Annotated in this window: 11 protein-coding genes and 2 pseudogenes; 5 read left to right on the top strand and 8 right to left on the bottom strand. The window is 62.4% G+C overall.

The annotated features are described in order from the left end of the window. Positions 1-100 precede the first annotated feature (100 nt). A complete protein-coding gene (locus V8324_RS18800; RefSeq protein WP_336421441.1) occupies positions 101-1,651 on the bottom strand; it encodes an FAD-dependent oxidoreductase in 1,551 nt (516 codons plus the stop codon). After that, positions 1,648-2,436: a hypothetical protein gene (locus V8324_RS18795; protein ID WP_336421440.1), complete on the bottom strand. Its 789-nt coding sequence runs from the start codon at positions 2,434-2,436 to the stop codon at positions 1,648-1,650. The genes V8324_RS18800 and V8324_RS18795 overlap by 4 nt, the downstream gene beginning before the upstream one ends. A 130-nt stretch (positions 2,437-2,566) precedes the next feature. Here V8324_RS18795 and V8324_RS18790 point away from each other — a divergent pair, with 130 nt between their 5' ends. Next, positions 2,567-3,796 carry an O-antigen ligase family protein gene (locus V8324_RS18790; RefSeq protein ID WP_336421439.1) on the top strand — a complete coding sequence of 410 codons (1,230 nt, stop codon included), beginning with the start codon at positions 2,567-2,569 and terminating at the stop codon, positions 3,794-3,796. 39 nt (positions 3,797-3,835) lie between these two features. On the opposite strand, the gene V8324_RS18785 is transcribed toward V8324_RS18790, so the two are convergent. Both V8324_RS18785 and V8324_RS18780 read right to left on the bottom strand, forming a co-directional pair. Continuing rightward, entirely contained in the window at positions 3,836-4,045 is a 210-nt protein-coding gene (locus tag V8324_RS18785) for a hypothetical protein (protein ID WP_336421438.1), read from the bottom strand. Positions 4,046-4,587: 542 nt separating this feature from the next. Then, entirely contained in the window at positions 4,588-5,373 is a 786-nt protein-coding gene (locus tag V8324_RS18780) for a sugar transferase (protein WP_336421437.1), read from the bottom strand. Positions 5,374-6,409: 1,036 nt separating this feature from the next. Between V8324_RS18780 and V8324_RS18775 the strand changes: the two genes are divergently transcribed. Further along, entirely contained in the window at positions 6,410-7,375 is a 966-nt protein-coding gene (locus V8324_RS18775) for a glycosyltransferase family 2 protein (RefSeq protein WP_442970579.1), read from the top strand. Next, on the top strand, positions 7,372-8,274 hold the full coding sequence (locus tag V8324_RS18770) for a glycosyltransferase family 2 protein (protein WP_336421436.1): 903 nt from the start codon (positions 7,372-7,374) through the stop codon (positions 8,272-8,274). The genes V8324_RS18775 and V8324_RS18770 overlap by 4 nt, the downstream gene beginning before the upstream one ends. Here V8324_RS18770 and V8324_RS18765 read toward each other — a convergent pair. From V8324_RS18765 to V8324_RS18750, 4 genes are all read right to left on the bottom strand, one after another. After that, positions 8,263-8,973, bottom strand: coding sequence for a class I SAM-dependent methyltransferase (locus V8324_RS18765; RefSeq protein ID WP_336421435.1), 711 nt, complete (start codon positions 8,971-8,973; stop codon positions 8,263-8,265). The two genes, V8324_RS18770 and V8324_RS18765, sit on opposite strands and share 12 nt — an antisense overlap. Before the next feature lie 57 nt (positions 8,974-9,030). Further along, positions 9,031-11,259 carry a GumC family protein gene (locus V8324_RS18760; RefSeq protein ID WP_336421434.1) on the bottom strand — a complete coding sequence of 743 codons (2,229 nt, stop codon included), beginning with the start codon at positions 11,257-11,259 and terminating at the stop codon, positions 9,031-9,033. Positions 11,260-11,477: 218 nt separating this feature from the next. Beyond that, positions 11,478-12,551 (bottom strand): glycosyltransferase, encoded by a 1,074-nt coding sequence (locus V8324_RS18755; RefSeq protein ID WP_336421433.1) that lies wholly within the window; start codon positions 12,549-12,551, stop codon positions 11,478-11,480. Between the two features lie 32 nt (positions 12,552-12,583). Continuing rightward, entirely contained in the window at positions 12,584-13,519 is a 936-nt protein-coding gene (locus V8324_RS18750) for a glycosyltransferase family 2 protein (RefSeq protein ID WP_336421432.1), read from the bottom strand. A 185-nt stretch (positions 13,520-13,704) separates the two neighbouring features. Between V8324_RS18750 and V8324_RS18745 the strand changes: the two are divergent. Together V8324_RS18745 and V8324_RS18740 are read left to right on the top strand one after the other, a co-directional pair. Further along, positions 13,705-15,089 (top strand): annotated as a pseudogene (locus tag V8324_RS18745) (transposase). Positions 15,090-15,442: 353 nt separating this feature from the next. Beyond that, positions 15,443-15,996: pseudogene (locus V8324_RS18740) on the top strand (type I secretion system permease/ATPase); the annotation flags it as partial.

The raw sequence follows: 15,996 nt of genomic DNA, 5'->3' as shown, positions 1-15,996 counted from the left end.
GACGTGGATGGCGGCGGTGACGGTTTCGTCCCCCTCGTCTATATCCGCGACGGTCGGGGTCTGGACGCCCAGGACCTCTGGACCGGGGACGATCTACTGATCACTTTTTGACGATACCGGGGTGGCGTCCGTTCATGGGCGCCGCCTCGGACAGCGCGCGGTCGAGCGTGTCGCGCTCTTGTGCCACGCGCCGGTCGTCCCAGGCCTGCACCTTTGCCGCGGCCCGCAGGACACGATCCTTGAGAACCGAGTCGCAATCATCCAGATCGCCGCACTCTGCAAGGTTTGTTCGCCGGATGATGGCGTCGGCGAGTGTCATGGCCATCTCTTTTTCGAAGGCGTCTCGCATCCGCGCCTCCAGCACCCGGTCCGAGCCCGTGTCGACCAACGCCGGAGCGACCTCGGGCAAGGACGTTCGGAAGGAGACCGCCGGATCAGCCGGCTGCGTGTCGAGCTGACGACCGGCACGGGTGATCGCGCGTTCCGCGATGAGGCGCGCGGTCGTGTATTTCACGCCGACCACGCTGATGAGCCCGCCGACGCCGTCCGCCTCGGCATGATCGATGAGCGTTCCGCGTGTCATGCGCCGAACCCTGTTCGGGCCGTCATCGACATCGGCCGGTATCAGACCCTGATGAACCCACAGGACATCCTGCGCCGCGAGGGCGAGAGCCGGGGCCGCCTCGCTGATCTCCGCAAGGAAATGCCGGATATCCACCGGATCGCGCGCGGTTGCATCCGGTGCGGGCGACTCGTGGGTGCCGATGATCGTCCGGCCCTGCCAGGGTGTCAGAAAGAACATGCGGCCGCCCCGGTCCACGATCGCGTCCGAGCGGCCGCGACTGACGACGCCTTTCGCGGTCGCTTCCGCGGGCCGGTCGATCACAAGGTTGGTCGCGCGCGCGAAGCCGGGGAAACGACGCGCAGCACCCGGGATCGCACCGTCGGCGAGCCGTGCGGTCGCCGCGCCCGAGCAGCAGACGGTCACGCCTGCGCGGACCGTGCCTTCGTCCCCGGTGAAAACCCCCCGCATCCGGGCGCCGGTGATCGCATCGCCCTCACGGGTCAGCGCTACGGCCTCGACATGGTTGGACAGTATCGCCCCGGCATCGAAAGCGCTGCGCAACACGCTCATGTGCAGCCGGTTGATATCCTCGATCTGCCCGTCGCGCCAAACCCCCCCGCCTGTCAGCCCGGCCGGGGCGAGATCGCCGAGCCTGGCGCATGCGGTTCGTGCCGACACCACCCCGGTGCCGCCATATCCCGGACCGCGCAGTCCCGCCGAGGCGACCGTGTAGAGCGCCGCGGCCGCGGCAAAGGCAGCTGGACCCCGGACACCGTGGCCGAACAGCGGAATGATGAACTCCATCGGGTGGACGAGCTGTGGCGCGGCGGCCTGCCAGAAGGCGCGTTCCCGCGCCGAGGCCCGAAGCCGCCCCGGATCGAGATGCTGCACATACCGGATCCCGCCATGCATCACCTTGAGCGAATTGTGCGATGTCGCGCCGCCGAAATCCGCCCGCTCGACCAGCGCGACGCGCAGGCCGCGCAAGGCGGCCTCTCGCGCGGTCATCATCCCGTAGATACCGCCACCGATGACGAGGATGTCGAACGGCTCGGCGGCAAGGTCGGCGATCGTTGCGCGTTTCACGCCACATCCCCTGCATGCTTTGCCCGCTGCAAGGCCAGTTGAGCGCGCAGCGCGGCGATCACCGTCATCCTGGTCCCGAAGACAGGCGGTTGATGGCGCAGCCCGTGAAGCCGGGCCACGAGATCCGCGGCGGGGTGATCGCGGTCCAGCGCACCTTCGAGCAGGAATCCGAAGCTTCCGACGGTGACCTCACTGCCTGGTATCGGCAGGGGGTCGGTTCCCGGCAACACGATATATCCGCGCCCCTCACGAAAGAGTTTCGGCGCGGGCCAGGGCTTCGGGCGCCCCTTGTTGTCACCCAGCATCAGCCCCGGACCCCCGCGATGGATCCGGTCGGCGACAAGGCGTCCGCGATGGCCAAGCCATTTGCCCAATCCCCAAGGCAGCACCGCGGGAACCCCGGCCTCTTGCACCGCCGCAAGCGTGTCGTCCAGTGACTGGCCATCGGAAAACCTGTCACACGTGGCGAGGGCGAGCACTTCGAGCCGTTCCGAGGTAACGATCTGCCGCCCCGAGATGATCTGCAAACGGCTGGTCCCGCGCCGCGCCACGATCGCGGCGGGATCCGCGGGCAGCCGTTCGATCGTCCAGCCGGGGACCTCGCGGTGGCCGGCACGCATCTCGGCAAAAGCGTTGGTCCGGGCGGTTTCGGTCAGAAGAAGGCAGGGATCGGCCCCTTCTCCTGCCAGTCTGGCGATGTTGCGCGCCGCGGCATCCAGCAGAGTTCCCGGATCGGCGCGCGGGTGAATGTGAACATGCCCGTCGATGGCCGTGACCCTTTTCATTTCATCCTGCCCTGTCCCATACCCATTGCCTTCATAATCATGCTGGCAACGAAAAGATCAATTGCACTCGATTCGGTCACGGACAATACTGTTGTCGTTCGGGTCGGACACCAGACACAGGAGCCCTGTCATGGCGCATGTGACAGTCGACCACACGATCGGCCCGACGCTGCGCATTTCGCCGCAAGTGCGGGACTTTCTGGTCTTCACGATCTGGTCGATGGTGACATTTGTCCAGTTCCGCGGCGATGAACTGCTGCTTTATCCCCTGGCGCTTTATTACGCCTACAGCATCTGGCGCGATCAGAACAGGATCGTTCCGCTTCTGGCACGGGCATGGGTCGTGCTGCTCTTTCCGACCTGGTGCCTGATCTCGGTGCTCTGGGCCGTGGATCCGGTCGATGCGTTCAAGCACGCGCTCTACCTGTTCCTGACGCTGATCATCTGCTTTCAGGTAGCCGCGACACTCAGCGCGCGGCAGATCATGCATGCGGTCTGCATCGCTGCGAGCGTCATTGCACTCGTCCATCTGTTCGTCGCGTACGGGCTCGGCCGTGGCGACCTGGGAATCTTCCCCTCGAAGAACACGATGGGCAAGACCATGGTGATCCTCTGGGTCGTCACTTTTGCGGTATTCCTCGATCCCGGCACGAGGTGGCTTTTCCGGCTGTCATCCCTCGGAATGGCGAGCATCGCCGCCTGGCTGGCCGGTGCCAGCAACTCCGCCACTGCCGTGCTTCTGGTGCTGGCTTCTGCCCTGCTGCTGATCGCGGGCGCCGTCATCCTTCGCGGGGGCCTGCTGCGCGCCAGCCGGCTTGCGATACTGTTTTTTTCGCTCGGCTTGGTGCTGAGCGCTGCATTGGCAATCCTGCCCTATCAGCAGGTCGAACCTGTCGACGCGGTTCTGTCCCACTTCAACAAGGACAGCACGCTGACAGGGCGAACGGTCCTGTGGCAATATGCGGAAAACGAGATCCGGGAGCATCCATTGCTGGGTGTCGGTGCAGGCGGCTTCTGGCGCTACCAGGAGTCGCCGCTTGTCCAGAAGATATATTTCGAGTTTTACAAAGGGCCTTGGGATAACTTCAATTTTCACAACAGCTACTACGAGATCGCCGTTCACCAAGGGCTGATCGGCCTCGGCATCATGATGCTTGCGCTGTCGTGGGGCGTCTTCATGATCGGTCGCTGGGCGATCACTGATGGGTCAATGCCGGCGATTTACATCTTCTCATACATGATGCTCGTGCTTGCCCGAACAATGACGGAAGCCGATTTTCTGAAGCCATTCGTCCTGTTCCACATGATTTTCTGGATCGGAGCAATCAAGGCTCTGCAACGTCGGATCACGCCGGAGTAACCCGGCAGCATCATCCCGAACGTACCGGACCCCCGCGGATCAGTACGACGCGCTCTCGGATCCCGGACTTTTCCGGTCTTCGTACTGACATGGAAGGATCGTGTTGCACAAAAAGGTGGCCAGACCGACCATCACCGGGGCCGTAAGGAAGAACGCGCAGACCGCCACCCACCAGGCCGCTCCTGAAAAGAGGAGCGCTGCCGTCATCGTGACCGCGAAAATGGGGGCACCGACGATCAGGTGTTTCATGGCATGTACCGATCAGAGTGATATTCCGGATGTGCCGCACAGCTTGGACCCATAGTGTCGAGACCGAATGTTAAGGAAAGGTTACGATGGGTGGGGTTTTCGGCCGGCCTTGTTCCGAAGCTTTCCGTCTTGTCGGGCTGACGAGATTCCGACGAGAGCGTATTGGCATCCATCACCCTTGATTTGCCCACTACGCAGACAATCGTGCCGGTCGATTTCGATGCAAGAGACGCGTTCCCGATATTCGATCCGAAGTACACCCGGCATTCCTTGTCTTCATGACATCCACGGCAAGAGCCTTGCAAAGGCGAACATCCCATCGATACACGTTCCAAATTCGGATAGGATATGGCTTCCGTACGATTTTGGATCGCTGAGCAAACCCTGTCTCCTGATCTCACTGATCCAGAAGTGACTTTCACGGAAACAGTACTGACAACGCAAACCAACTATAGCTAAAAATGCTACCTGAGGTTGCGGGCGGATTCAATGCACAAAAAGCATGATCCAGAGTCGATGTTCGGGAAGTGGCGATAAATTGCTCAGTAACCGTTGCGGTCTCGGCAAATTATTGCCGCTGTGCGAAGGATAATCGACAAATCGCTCCGGAAATTCCAGTTCTTGATATACACTTCATCAAGCGCAACGCGTTTGGCATAATCGATGTCGTTGCGACCCGAAACCTGCCACAGACCGGTAATGCCCGGACGCGCTTTCATGTAGGCATGGTCGAACCCGTAATGTTCACGGATCTCGTCTTCGGTCACGGGGCGTGGACCGACAACGCTCATCTCTCCCGCAAGCACATTGAAGAACTGAGGCAATTCGTCCATGCTCGACTTGCGTAGCCACGCGCCCACATACGGGACGATCCGGGGATCGTTCTTCAGCTTCCGGGTCTGGGCGAACTCGGCGGCCGCGTCTTCGTCCGATGCGAGAAGGGCCTGAAGGCGCTCTTCGGCATCCTCGACCATCGTTCGGAATTTCAGGCACCGAAACCGGGTTCCGCCGAGACCGACCCTTTCATGGGCAAAGAATATCGGGCCACGGGAATATACCTTCAACCCGATCATGATGAGGATGATCGGAACAAGAAAAGTGAGGATCGCGAAAATCGCGAACACGATGTCCAGTGCGCGTTTGGGACCGCCACCAACGGCCTGTTCGGGGCCTCTGTCAAAGTCGGCGCTCTGACGAGGCTCGCTCACAGCATCCGCAAGGACGCATGAAGACTGATCAAAAACATGCATGACGTGCTTTGGCTTATCGTTTTTCAAGGTCTTGTCCAAACCGTACACTCTGGAAACCGTCAAACCGTGCTCGCTCATCCGCTTTCACCTCGAAATAATCTCATGATCCATCAATTGCATCTCGCCAGAAATTGTCGGATTCCACCCGGATCATGAAACGTTAATACATCATTAAGTATGTCATATTTGCCTTTCAGATCAACTCTCGCAGCACAAAGAAGCCATGAATGTTCGGGGGTGGGTTAACACGCACGCATGAAATCGTCTTATGGGAGTGCGAAGAAAAACGCATTCTCTTTTGAGTTGTAGTATCGACCTGAAACATAGACCGAATCACCTCGAGACACGATATCGGGTTTGCCGCGCACCCGGCGAAGGCTTCAGGGCACGGGGCGTGCGTCCGAAGTGCCGGAAGGCGATTCGGCCAGCTGCCTCTTGAAATCTGGTGTCGCGTCGAGAACCCGATAGACGCAGAACGGATGATCCCTGCTCTGGATTTCTGGAAAAAAGAGGTGGCCCTGCGGCCTGCATGCCCGTCACACCCCGCGGGACTGGCGCGCCGCGTCCCTTTGCATTCACGCGGCGCCCTCGCCGGATCGACGTGCATGTTTTCTTCACGACACCCGCCACGACGCGGTTTCCATTCACGCCCGCTTCCCCGTGGGCAAAGGTGTGCTCGCCGTCGGATCGCGAACGGGCCGCGATCCATCCGGACCAGGCGCATGGGCCCGGGCGCCGCTCCTCGAGGCAAGCGGAGCCGATATTTGCGAAATGCCGGGCTAAAGGCGTGTTACATCTCGTTTTTGTCGTGGTGTATGCAAAACGGGGTTATACAATCCGCTATATACGGAATGTCGAAGAAGGCTGTCCCATGAGCTCAGATTCCATGCTGCGTCCAGAGCGGTCTCCGCAAGGCGGTTGCCTCGATGCGCCGGCAGGGCACGATCTGGTGCCCCCTGATGAAGACGGACATGCCGCAGCCCGGCAGGTCGCGGTCATGCCCCGAGACCGGACCGTGTCCGATGATGGATCCAACCCGGCCATGACCATGTCGGCCAGACAGACCCCTGTCGATCCTCCGGGGGATCCGGGGCTTCGGCCAGAGCAAGTTCTCGTGGCCATTCCCGCCCTGAACGAGGCGCGGCATGTCGAGCGATGCCTTGCATCGCTGATGGAGTCGGATCCTTTCTGCGAACGGGTCCGATTTGTCGTGGCCGATGGCGGCAGCACCGACGGGACGCGCGAAATCGTCCATGCCCTGGCCCAAAAACACCGAAACCTGGTCCTGCTGGACAATCCCGAAATGCTGCAATCGGCCGGTATCAATCGCGTCGTCCTCGACCTGTCCGGGCCAGATCACCGGATCCTCGTGCGCTGCGATGCGCATGCGCGATATCCGAAGGGATATGTGCGGCGTGTCGCCGAGTCTCTTGCGGCCCGGCCCGAGGCGGCCTCGGTGGTCGGGGTGCTCGATTCCCGGGGGCATAACTGCTTTCAACGGGCCAGCGCCTGGGTGGTCGACACGCCGTTGGGGTCGGGAGGATCGGCGCATCGGGGCGGCACACGGTCAGGATGGGTCGATCATGGCCATCACGCCGGGTTTCGCCTCGAATGGTTCCGCCGGCTGGAGGGGTACGATCCCGATTTCAGCCATAACGAAGACGCCGAATACGACGTAAGGCTGGCAAGGGCGGGCGGCAGGCTCTGGCTCGATGACGATCTCCGGACGGACTACGTCATGCGCCCTACGCCCCGCGCGCTCTGGGGCCAGTACTGGCGCTACGGCAAGGGCCGCGCCCGGACGGTATTGAAACACCGGCTGCGCCCGCGGCTGCGCCAAATTGCGCCGGCCCTGTCGCTGATCCTTCAGGGGCTGTGCCTCCTGATCGCGCCGTTCTGGCCTCCAGCGCTCGGGTTGCCGGTGCTCTACCTCGCCGTCCTCGCCGCGATCTCGATCGTTGCGAGCGTGCGGATGCGGAGCCTGTGCGGATTGTGGGCCGGGGTGGCGCTGCTGATCATTCACACGGCCTGGGGGGCGGGCTTCATCCGGGGCCTCGCAAGGGGACGCGACGGGGCATGACGGTCGTGGCGGTCACGCTGTGCACGTTCCGCAGGCCGGAAGTGGCGGACACGCTGCGGTCGCTCTTCGCGCAACAGCTGCCAGAGGGCCTGCACCTGAAGATCATCGTGGCCGACAACGACGTGGCCCCGAGCGGCCGGACCGCCGTCGAGGCCGCCGCCGCGGGGGCGCCGTGGCCCGTGACACACATCCACGCACCCGACCGCAACATATCGATCGCGCGCAATGCGGGACTGGAAGCCGCGGGCGAGGCCGACTGGATTGCCTTTCTCGATGATGACGAGGTTGCCGAACCCGACTGGATCGCCCGGCTGATAGGCTGCGCGTCGCGGACCGGAGCGGATGCGGTCTTTGGCCCGGCCATCGCGGAGTACGGCCCCGAGACCCCGGCATGGATCCGGATGCGGGATTACCATTCCAACCATCCCGCGACGAACGCCGGTGCCGTCATCACGGGGCACACCTGCAACGCGCTGCTGCGGTGGCGCGGCACGGCGTGGCGCGGCGCGCGCTTCGATCCCGCCCGGGGGCGGTCGGGAGGCGAGGACACCGCCTATTTCCTGGAAGTGCACCGCCACGGGGCACGTTTCGCGATCTGCCAGGACGCCATCGTCCGTGAAGCGGTTCCCGCGCAACGTCTTTCGTTTCGCTGGATCGCCCGGCGGAAATACCGATCCGGCCAGAGTTTCGCGGCATCGGCCCAAGGGTCGCCAGCCCGTCTGCGGCTCGCCACGACCGCCTGCGGAAAGGCGACACTCTGTGCGGCAGCGGCTGTCGTGACGGTGCCGTCGAAGGAACACCGCATTTACTGGGTTCTCCGCGGAATACTACACGTGGGCGTGGTAGCGGGGTGTTTGAATCTGCGGCAGACCCATGTCTATGGGTCCTCAGCTCCCTGACACGGTGTCGGCCGGTCTCTTCACCAGCCGCGCGCACAGGATCGCAGGGTCCCCGACCTGCTTTCTCGGATTTGCATCCTTGATGCTTCCATAAACATTATGGTCGGCTCGGATAGCGTAGATGACTTGGTAGATAACGTCGCACTGCTCGAAATCTGCCAGGATATCCTCGCGCAGAGACTGGGGTTCCGTCACGGTCGCGGGGTGATCAATCTCGACAATCAGCAGCAAATCGCCACCCGGTGTCAGCACGCGCTGGATTTCGGCCACGGACGAGGCGACATCCTCGACATGATCGAGCGCGTTGAAGATCGAGATGACGTCGAAGCGGGCGTCCTCGAACGGCAGGCTCTCGCTGCCCGAGCGGACATATTTCATCGACTGGCGGCCGCCGTTCAGTTCCACGTAACGATCGGCCAGCGGATCGACGCCGACCCGTTCCGCGGCGCCCGTAGCCCATTCCAGGCTCCCCAGCGGCCCACAGCCGATATCCAGAATCTTCTTTCTGGTGAAATAGTTTTCGTCCAGTGAAAAAAGATCGGTGAACCGGGATTTGAAATGACCATTGTAGAACTCGCCGTTCGAGGCCTTGAGCACCCTCCGCCAGTACCACAGTTCGGCTTCTTCCTTGAACCGAGTCTGGATGCCCTTGGGAGACACTGACAGGACGCCTCCCACGACACGACGGATAATGTTCATACAAATTCCTTTCTTTTACAGCAGTCGCCTATATTGGCGAAGAGGTTTTCCGTTCGGTCAGTAATAAGTGCCGATTTCCTTGCTGGAGGCAAAGTTGAAGACCGAGATCCGGCTCGCCACGTCGAACCGGCCGAGCTTGCCGACGGTCACCCGGACATCATCCATGTGGCTCATGCGCGGGACGACCATGATGACCGCATCGGACTGCTGGATCAGCGGTAGCGCATCGGGGCCGTTGAGCAGCGGGGCCGTGTCGAAGACGATGACTTCGAAGCGGGCCTTGAGTTCCGAGATCAGGGGGCCAAGCGTCTTGGACAGTAGCACCGCTCCGGGGTCGGCGACGCCGCCCTTGGCCGTTATCACGCGGAGCTCCGACTCCGGATCCTTGTGCAGGGCGACATCCAGAGGCTGGGGCCATGACACAAGAAGATCGTGCAGATCCGAGCTCTTGCCGAGAGACAGAAGATCCGCCACGTCGCCGCGACGGAGATCGGCATCGACCAGCACACATGACCGGCCCGCGCGGCAGAACGACCGCGCGAGATTGATCGCCGTCGTGGTCTTTCCGGCCTCTGCAAGCGGCGACACGACCGACACTATGGTGGGTTCCGAGAGAAGGACCATATTGCGCAGCGTCCGCACCGCTTCGCCGAGCGGCGACTGGCCGGAACGCAGGGCCGCACCGAGGGGGGCGGCGCGTCGGAAAAGGCGCCAGACGCTCGGCATAGGCACAACAGTGAAATCCGGAAGCAGGCGTTCCAGTTCGGCCGTGGTCTTTATACGATTCCGGGCAAGATGATGGACAAACACCAGAGCCAGGCCGAGGAACCCCCCGGCCAGCCCTCCGAGCGCCGCCGACAGCTTCTTGTCTGGCGCGAACGGTGCAGGGGGCGGGTTGGCGTACTCGATGACCTGGGCGTCCCCTTCCTGAGCCTCGACTTCCCTGGTTTCCGTGAAACGGTCGAGAAAGGTTTCATAGACGGCCCGGGCCGCGTCCTGTTCCCGCTCGAGCTGAGACAGGCGGACTTCGCGCTCGGCTTGCAGGATCGACCGCTGTTCCAACGCCCGCAACTCCTCCTGCAGCGAGGCGACGCGCCTGGAGCTGAGTTCGGCCATTCGGGCACGATTGTCCCTGAGGCGCATGACCTCGTTGGTGAGGCTGGTTTCGAGGCGGTCGATCTCGGAATACACCTCTCGCAATTGCGGAATGTCTTCTCCGAACTGCGACGTCAGACGCACCGCGCGCTCTCTCAGCCCGGCCAGCTCTTCGAGAAGCCCGTCGAGGACCGGCGACGAAAACAGTCCGGCCGCGGCAAGGGCCCCATGGTCCTCGATGATGCCGTCGATGCCCTGAAGATCAGAGGTGAGTTCGGCGTTTTCCGCCTTGGCGGCACTCAGGCGCGTCGACAGGTCGTTCAACTGCTGCTCGAGCTGAGAGCGGCTGCCGAAGCCTTCGGCGAGGTTCTGGCTGCGGAACTCGATCACGGCGCGTTCGGCCGTCTCGAGCCGTTCACGCATTGCCTCGAGCCGGGTCTCGAGCTCCGAGGTCACGCGTGAGAGGACGCTGAATCGTCGGTCGATCTTGTCGTCGAGATAAAGGTCGACAAGCGTGTTCGGCACGGCGGCGGCCAACAACCGGTCGGTCGAGACATAGCGGACCACCAGGAGATTGGAGCGGCCTTCCTGGCTGACCTTGAGGTTCGACGCAAGAACCCCCGCGTAATCGGCCTGCGTGCCAAGGAGTTTTTTCCCGGTCATGGCCGCATTTCTGACCGGCGATGCCTGACCGTTCCGGGGGGCCTCGGTCGAGGGGGCCTCGGGGCTCATGCCGAGGGCAAGCTTGACCATGCCCACAGCCCAGTCGGTGGCCTGTTCCACAGGGCCCGGCCCGTCCTCTTGCGGGACCAGGGCGGGGTTGAATTCGGGATGGCTGTCGAGATCGAGATTCTGGCTCACCTGGGCCAGCAAGCGCGTCGATGTCAGGATTGCGATCTCGCCGGAAATCGCGGCGGAATCGAGCCGGATGTCGGGAAACATCGCCCCCATCGCGTCGTCGACCTGGCTTTTCTGGCCGAGCAGAAGCCTGGCCGAGGACATGTAGGACGGTGTGACTTGCAGAACCAGCACCACCGCGATCAGCGTGCCGATGAACCCCCCGCCGGCGATGACCCACCACCCGCGCTTCATGATACCGAGGATCTGACCGAAATCCACCACCAGATCCCTGGATTTCTGTGCCTCCTCCGGTTGCGTGGACGCATATGACGATGTCGTGAACGTATTCATCTTTCGGGCCGTCCGTGTGCATGGCCCTGATCCGGGGCGATCGTCGATGTCGCGACAGGCGCGACCGGTATCGTGACCGCGTCTTGCGGCCTCCGGTCGGCCCGCATGACGCATGTCCGGTCGGCGACCGCCATCGACCGAAGGATCGTGTCCTCCGCGGCAGCCTCTCCGGATGTCTGCATGCCGCCCGGGACAGGAAGGGGCTCGGTCGTCATCGACTACCCTGCCGTGTTTCGCACGGTCGGGGCCGACTTGTGGCGATCCGGTACACCGCTTTCGGTCCCCGGTTCCTGTCGTTCCATGCCGCGCGGGACTGATGTGATGATCTCGGCGACGTCATACTGTTTCATGCGTCGCGCCCCGGCGAAGATGATGATCTCGCCCACGAGACCGATGGCGAGGATCTGTATGCCGAGCACGACCATCATGACCGCGAATATCAGTGCGGGACGGTCTGCAAGAGCCGTCTCGCCGAACAGGCGCTGGAAGACCAGGATCGATGTCGCTATCATGCCGACGAGAAAGATCGGGAAGCCGATCGCGCCGAAGAACCGCAGGGGACGGCGCAGGAATTTCAGCACGACATAGAGCGCTAGCGCGTCGAGCAGGGCGCGAAGGTGCCCCAGCGGCTTGAAGACATACGGCGCATCGCGTGCAGCCTCTTCCGAGGCTGGTCTGACCGGCACCTCGCCAAGAAGATGACCGCGTTGTGCCGCGATGATGGGCAAGAAATGCTGCCGGACACCGAAATTCGCCGCATCCTCCAGGGTGCTGCGTCGGACAAGCCGCGCGCGGCAGAAGGGATCGGACGGAACGGTCCCGAACAACATCCTGAGGACCCGTGCAAAGATGCCCTTGCGGATCCCCCGCCAGCCGCCATCGGGTCTGCTCGTGCGAGAGGCGGACACCATGTCATGGTCGTCGCCCTCCATCGCGTCGAACAGAACCGGCAGATCCGCCGGATCGATCTGCGGCCAGCCCGGCAGCAACAGGATCAGGTCACCATGTGCGCGCCGCAGGCCCGTCGCCAGGGCGGCATCCTCGCCCACCCAGGGACGCTGACCGATCACGGTCAGTTCCGGCCAATCCGGCGACATGCTCCGCAGGTCATCGAGATGGCGGGTGTATTCGCCATTGATGATCGCGAGGACTTCATAGCGCAGTCCGAGCGCGTCGAGATGGTCTCGATAGGTGCCGAGCGTCTCGCGCAGGCCGTCTCGCTGGTCGGTTGTCACGAGCACGGTAAAATGCGGGTGTTCCGTGCCATTTTCCATAAGATGAACGTCTACCATGAAATCCTCTGAACAAATACGATATTTCTGTTTCAGACAGGGTCGGCCGGGTCCTGTCGTGGCGCCTCCCGACCGCCATCATTCTGGAAAAGAACGCCGGTCACAAGACCGAGCAGTATCAGGAACACGGCAAGAGACGCCGTCAGCGCTGCGACGGTCATCGGCACGACGGCGGGGGTGGAGGCAGGGATCGCCAGCAGCGCAATGAGCGCAGCGCCAGCCGCAACCGACGCAACGCCGCCAAAGCGCGCAAGGGGGCGTCGGGCGAAGATCAGCAGGGTCTTGATGACCATGAGATCGAGAAGCACCTTGAAGATCCGCGAAAGCCCGTATTTCGATTCACCGAACTGCCTTGCGTGGTGGCGCACCCCGACCTCGGCCACGCGAGCGCCCATCGGGATCGACATCGCCGGGATGAAGCGATGCATGTCCGAATAGAGCGGCACCCGGCGAATGACCTCGGCCTTGTAGACCTTCAGCGAGCATCCGTTGTCGCGGATCGGAAGCCCGGTCACCTTTCCGATCAGCCAGTTCGCCAGTTTCGAAGGCACCTTGCGCGACAGCAACCTGTCCTGGCGATTGATACGCCAGCCCACGACGAGGTCGTGGTCTTCGCCAAGTTTGTCGATCATCATCGGAATGTCGGCGGGATCGTTCTGCAGATCGCCGTCCATGGTGACGAGATACTGGCCGATGGCATGGTCGATCCCGGCCTGCATCGCCGATGTCTGGCCGGCATTGCGGCGGAACCGCACCACGAGGATCCGGGGATCGCGGGCCGCGATCTGGCGCAGGCGCGGGATCGTGTCATCGGTGCTGCCGTCATCGACCAGGACAAGCTCGAAACTGTAGCCACTCGGTTCCAGCGCGGCCACGACCGTCTCGTGCAGCAGACCGACATTGTCCTCTTCGTTGTAGATCGGCACACAAACCGAAATATCCGGGCGCTTTGTCTTGGATCCGTTCATCATGCTGTCCAGCCATCACTCTCATGGACCAGTTGCCATCCGGCTTTGTATCATGCTGACGGATCGACAGATAGTATTCCGTGACGCGGAAAAGACTTAAATGGCCTATTCCGTTGAAAAACTCGACTTGCCCGAAGGACTGGCCGGTGATTCAATCTCACTGTAACGGTCGGAGGTGAGCGGCGATGATGGGGTCCCGGCAGGAAGCGCAAGGTGCTCTGTTCTACGAGTTCTCAATCGAAGCGCACGTTCCGGCCAACCACATGCTCCGGTCGGTAGATCAATTTGTCGACCTGGCCGGCATCCGGCAGCACCTGGCACCATTCTACAGCTCCACCGGGCGACCGTCGGTTGATCCGGAACTGATGATCCGCATGTTGCTGGTCGGTTACATCATGGGCATCCGATCCGAGCGCCGTCTCTGTGAAGAGGTCCATCTCAACCTCGCCTACCGCTGGTTTTGCCGTCTCGATCTGACTGACCCGGTGCCAGATCATTCGACCTTTTCCAAGAACCGGCACGGCCGTTTCCGCGACAGCGACCTGTTGCGCCATCTGTTCGAGACCGTGGTGGCGCGGTGTATCGAGGAGGGGATGGCCAGCGGCCAACGCCTTGCCGCGGACGCTAGCATCATTCAGGCCGACGCGAACCGGCAGAATTCGACACCGAAGTCTGATTGGCAGCCCGAAAGGATTGATCCCGAATACGCGCCTCGGGCTGTCAGGGAATACCTGGCCACGCTTGATGATGCTGCCTTTGGTGGGGCCAGCCCGGTCGAGCCGAAGTTCACCTCGCATTCCGATCCGGCCTCGCAATGGACCGGGGCTCGCGGAGGCCCAGCCTATTTTGCCTACTCCACCAACTACCTTATCGACACTGATAACGGCGTGATCCTCGACGTGGAGGCCACCCGGTCGATTCGTCAGGCGGAAGTTGGATCGGTGCGGACCATGATAGATCGGGTGAACGACACCTTCGGCCTCCTGCCGGAACGGCTGATCGCCGACACCGCCTACGGCACCGGCGTCATGCTGGATTGGCTGGACCGGCAGCGCGGCATTGCGCCCCATATCCCGGTGTTCGACAAGTCCGGCCGCAGGGATGGAACATTCGAACGTGCCGACTTCACCTATGATGCCAGGAACGATGTCTACACCTGCCCGGGTGGCAAAGAGTTGAAGCAAAGCCGCCGGACCTTCACGAAACCCCGGGAGAAGAAACCCGATGAGGATGGCATGCTCCGCTATCGGGCCAGCAAAGCAGATTGCGATGCCTGCGAGATGAAAGCACGCTGCTGTCCCAAGGAACCCGCGCGCAAAGTCCTCCGGTCGATCTTCGAACCATCCCGCGATCGGGCGCGTGCGATCGCTCAGACCACCGACTACGCGATCTCCTGCAAGCTGCGGAAAAGGTGGAGATGCTGTTCGCGCATTTGAAGCCTATCCTGGGCCTCAGCCGTCTCCGATTGCGGGGTCCAAGCGGCGCGCGCGACGAATTCCACCTCGCAGCCACCGCCCAGAACCTCCGGAAGCTCGCAAAGCTCCTTCCAGTCCCAAAAGTCGCGTACTGAGGTAAGTCAGGCGCGTACGCCACGAACATTGGATGGCGGGCGTAGAGGCTGCCGAGCCGAGTTTTTCAACGGAATAGGCCCGAAGCTCCCTTGCAAACCTTCGCCATGTGCCGTCTTTTCACGCGTCCCCGCCCGCGCGGGCCGCACAAGGCACCAGCCAGCCCGCTGCAAGCCGAACGGGCCGAGGCCAACGCATGGATGGGACAACAGGGTCCCGCACTCTCTTGCCGCTCAAATCCGAAATGCGATTGCCCTTGCACTTCCCTCAAATCACTTGACATCCACACCGTGAAACCCGATCCATCACCGCCACGGCTGGTTTCAATTCCAAGCGATTATCAACGGATATTGGCATGAAACGACAGCGGCTCGAGCGTGGCTACGAGGAACTGCGCGAGGCGCGTCGGGAGAGCCGTGCGCTTTACTGGTTCGTCGGGGTCTTCAGCGTTTTCGCCAACCTGTTGATGCTGACCGGGCCGCTTTACATGCTGCAGGTCTATGACCGGGTGCTCGGCAGCCGGTCGGTGGAGACGCTGATCGCGCTGTCGCTGCTGGTGGTGTTTCTNGGGATCTGGATCTTCCACCCGTGGCTGGGCGCGCTTGCGCTGGTCGGCGGCGGGGTGCTGATCGGCGTGGCGCTGATCAACCAATGGGTCACGCGCCAGCCGACGAGCAATGCCAACCGCGCCAGCGTGGCCTCGGACACGATCTCGGACCAGATGCGCGGCGAATCCGAGATGCTGCAATCGATGGGCATGCGCGAGGCCGCGTTCCAGCGCTGGCAGCAGGTGCGGGGCCGCGCGTTGCACGATCAGATCCGTTCGGCCGATCTCGGCGGTACCTTCACCTCGACCACCAAGGCGTTCCGGCTGTTCCTGCAATCGGCGATGCTGGGGCTCGGGGCGTA

Source organism: Roseovarius sp. D22-M7 (genome assembly GCF_037083785.1).
Classification (GTDB): Bacteria; Pseudomonadota; Alphaproteobacteria; order Rhodobacterales; family Rhodobacteraceae; genus Roseovarius.
Note: the sequence above shows the minus strand (reverse complement) of the source record. Positions and strands in the feature narration are given on the sequence as shown.

Excerpts from the sequence above, each read along its gene's own strand:
- V8324_RS18795 (WP_336421440.1), bottom strand. The coding sequence starts at position 2,436 with ATGAAAAGGGTCACGGCCATCGACGGGCATGTTCACATTCACCCGCGC.
- V8324_RS18790 (WP_336421439.1), top strand. The coding sequence starts at position 2,567 with ATGGCGCATGTGACAGTCGACCACACGATCGGCCCGACGCTGCGCATT.
- V8324_RS18785 (WP_336421438.1), bottom strand. The coding sequence starts at position 4,045 with ATGAAACACCTGATCGTCGGTGCCCCCATTTTCGCGGTCACGATGACG.
- V8324_RS18780 (WP_336421437.1), bottom strand. The coding sequence starts at position 5,373 with ATGAGCGAGCACGGTTTGACGGTTTCCAGAGTGTACGGTTTGGACAAG.
- V8324_RS18770 (WP_336421436.1), top strand. The coding sequence starts at position 7,372 with ATGACGGTCGTGGCGGTCACGCTGTGCACGTTCCGCAGGCCGGAAGTG.
- V8324_RS18765 (WP_336421435.1), bottom strand. The coding sequence starts at position 8,973 with ATGAACATTATCCGTCGTGTCGTGGGAGGCGTCCTGTCAGTGTCTCCC.
- V8324_RS18760 (WP_336421434.1), bottom strand. The coding sequence starts at position 11,259 with ATGAATACGTTCACGACATCGTCATATGCGTCCACGCAACCGGAGGAG.
- V8324_RS18755 (WP_336421433.1), bottom strand. The coding sequence starts at position 12,551 with ATGGTAGACGTTCATCTTATGGAAAATGGCACGGAACACCCGCATTTT.
- V8324_RS18750 (WP_336421432.1), bottom strand. The coding sequence starts at position 13,519 with ATGAACGGATCCAAGACAAAGCGCCCGGATATTTCGGTTTGTGTGCCG.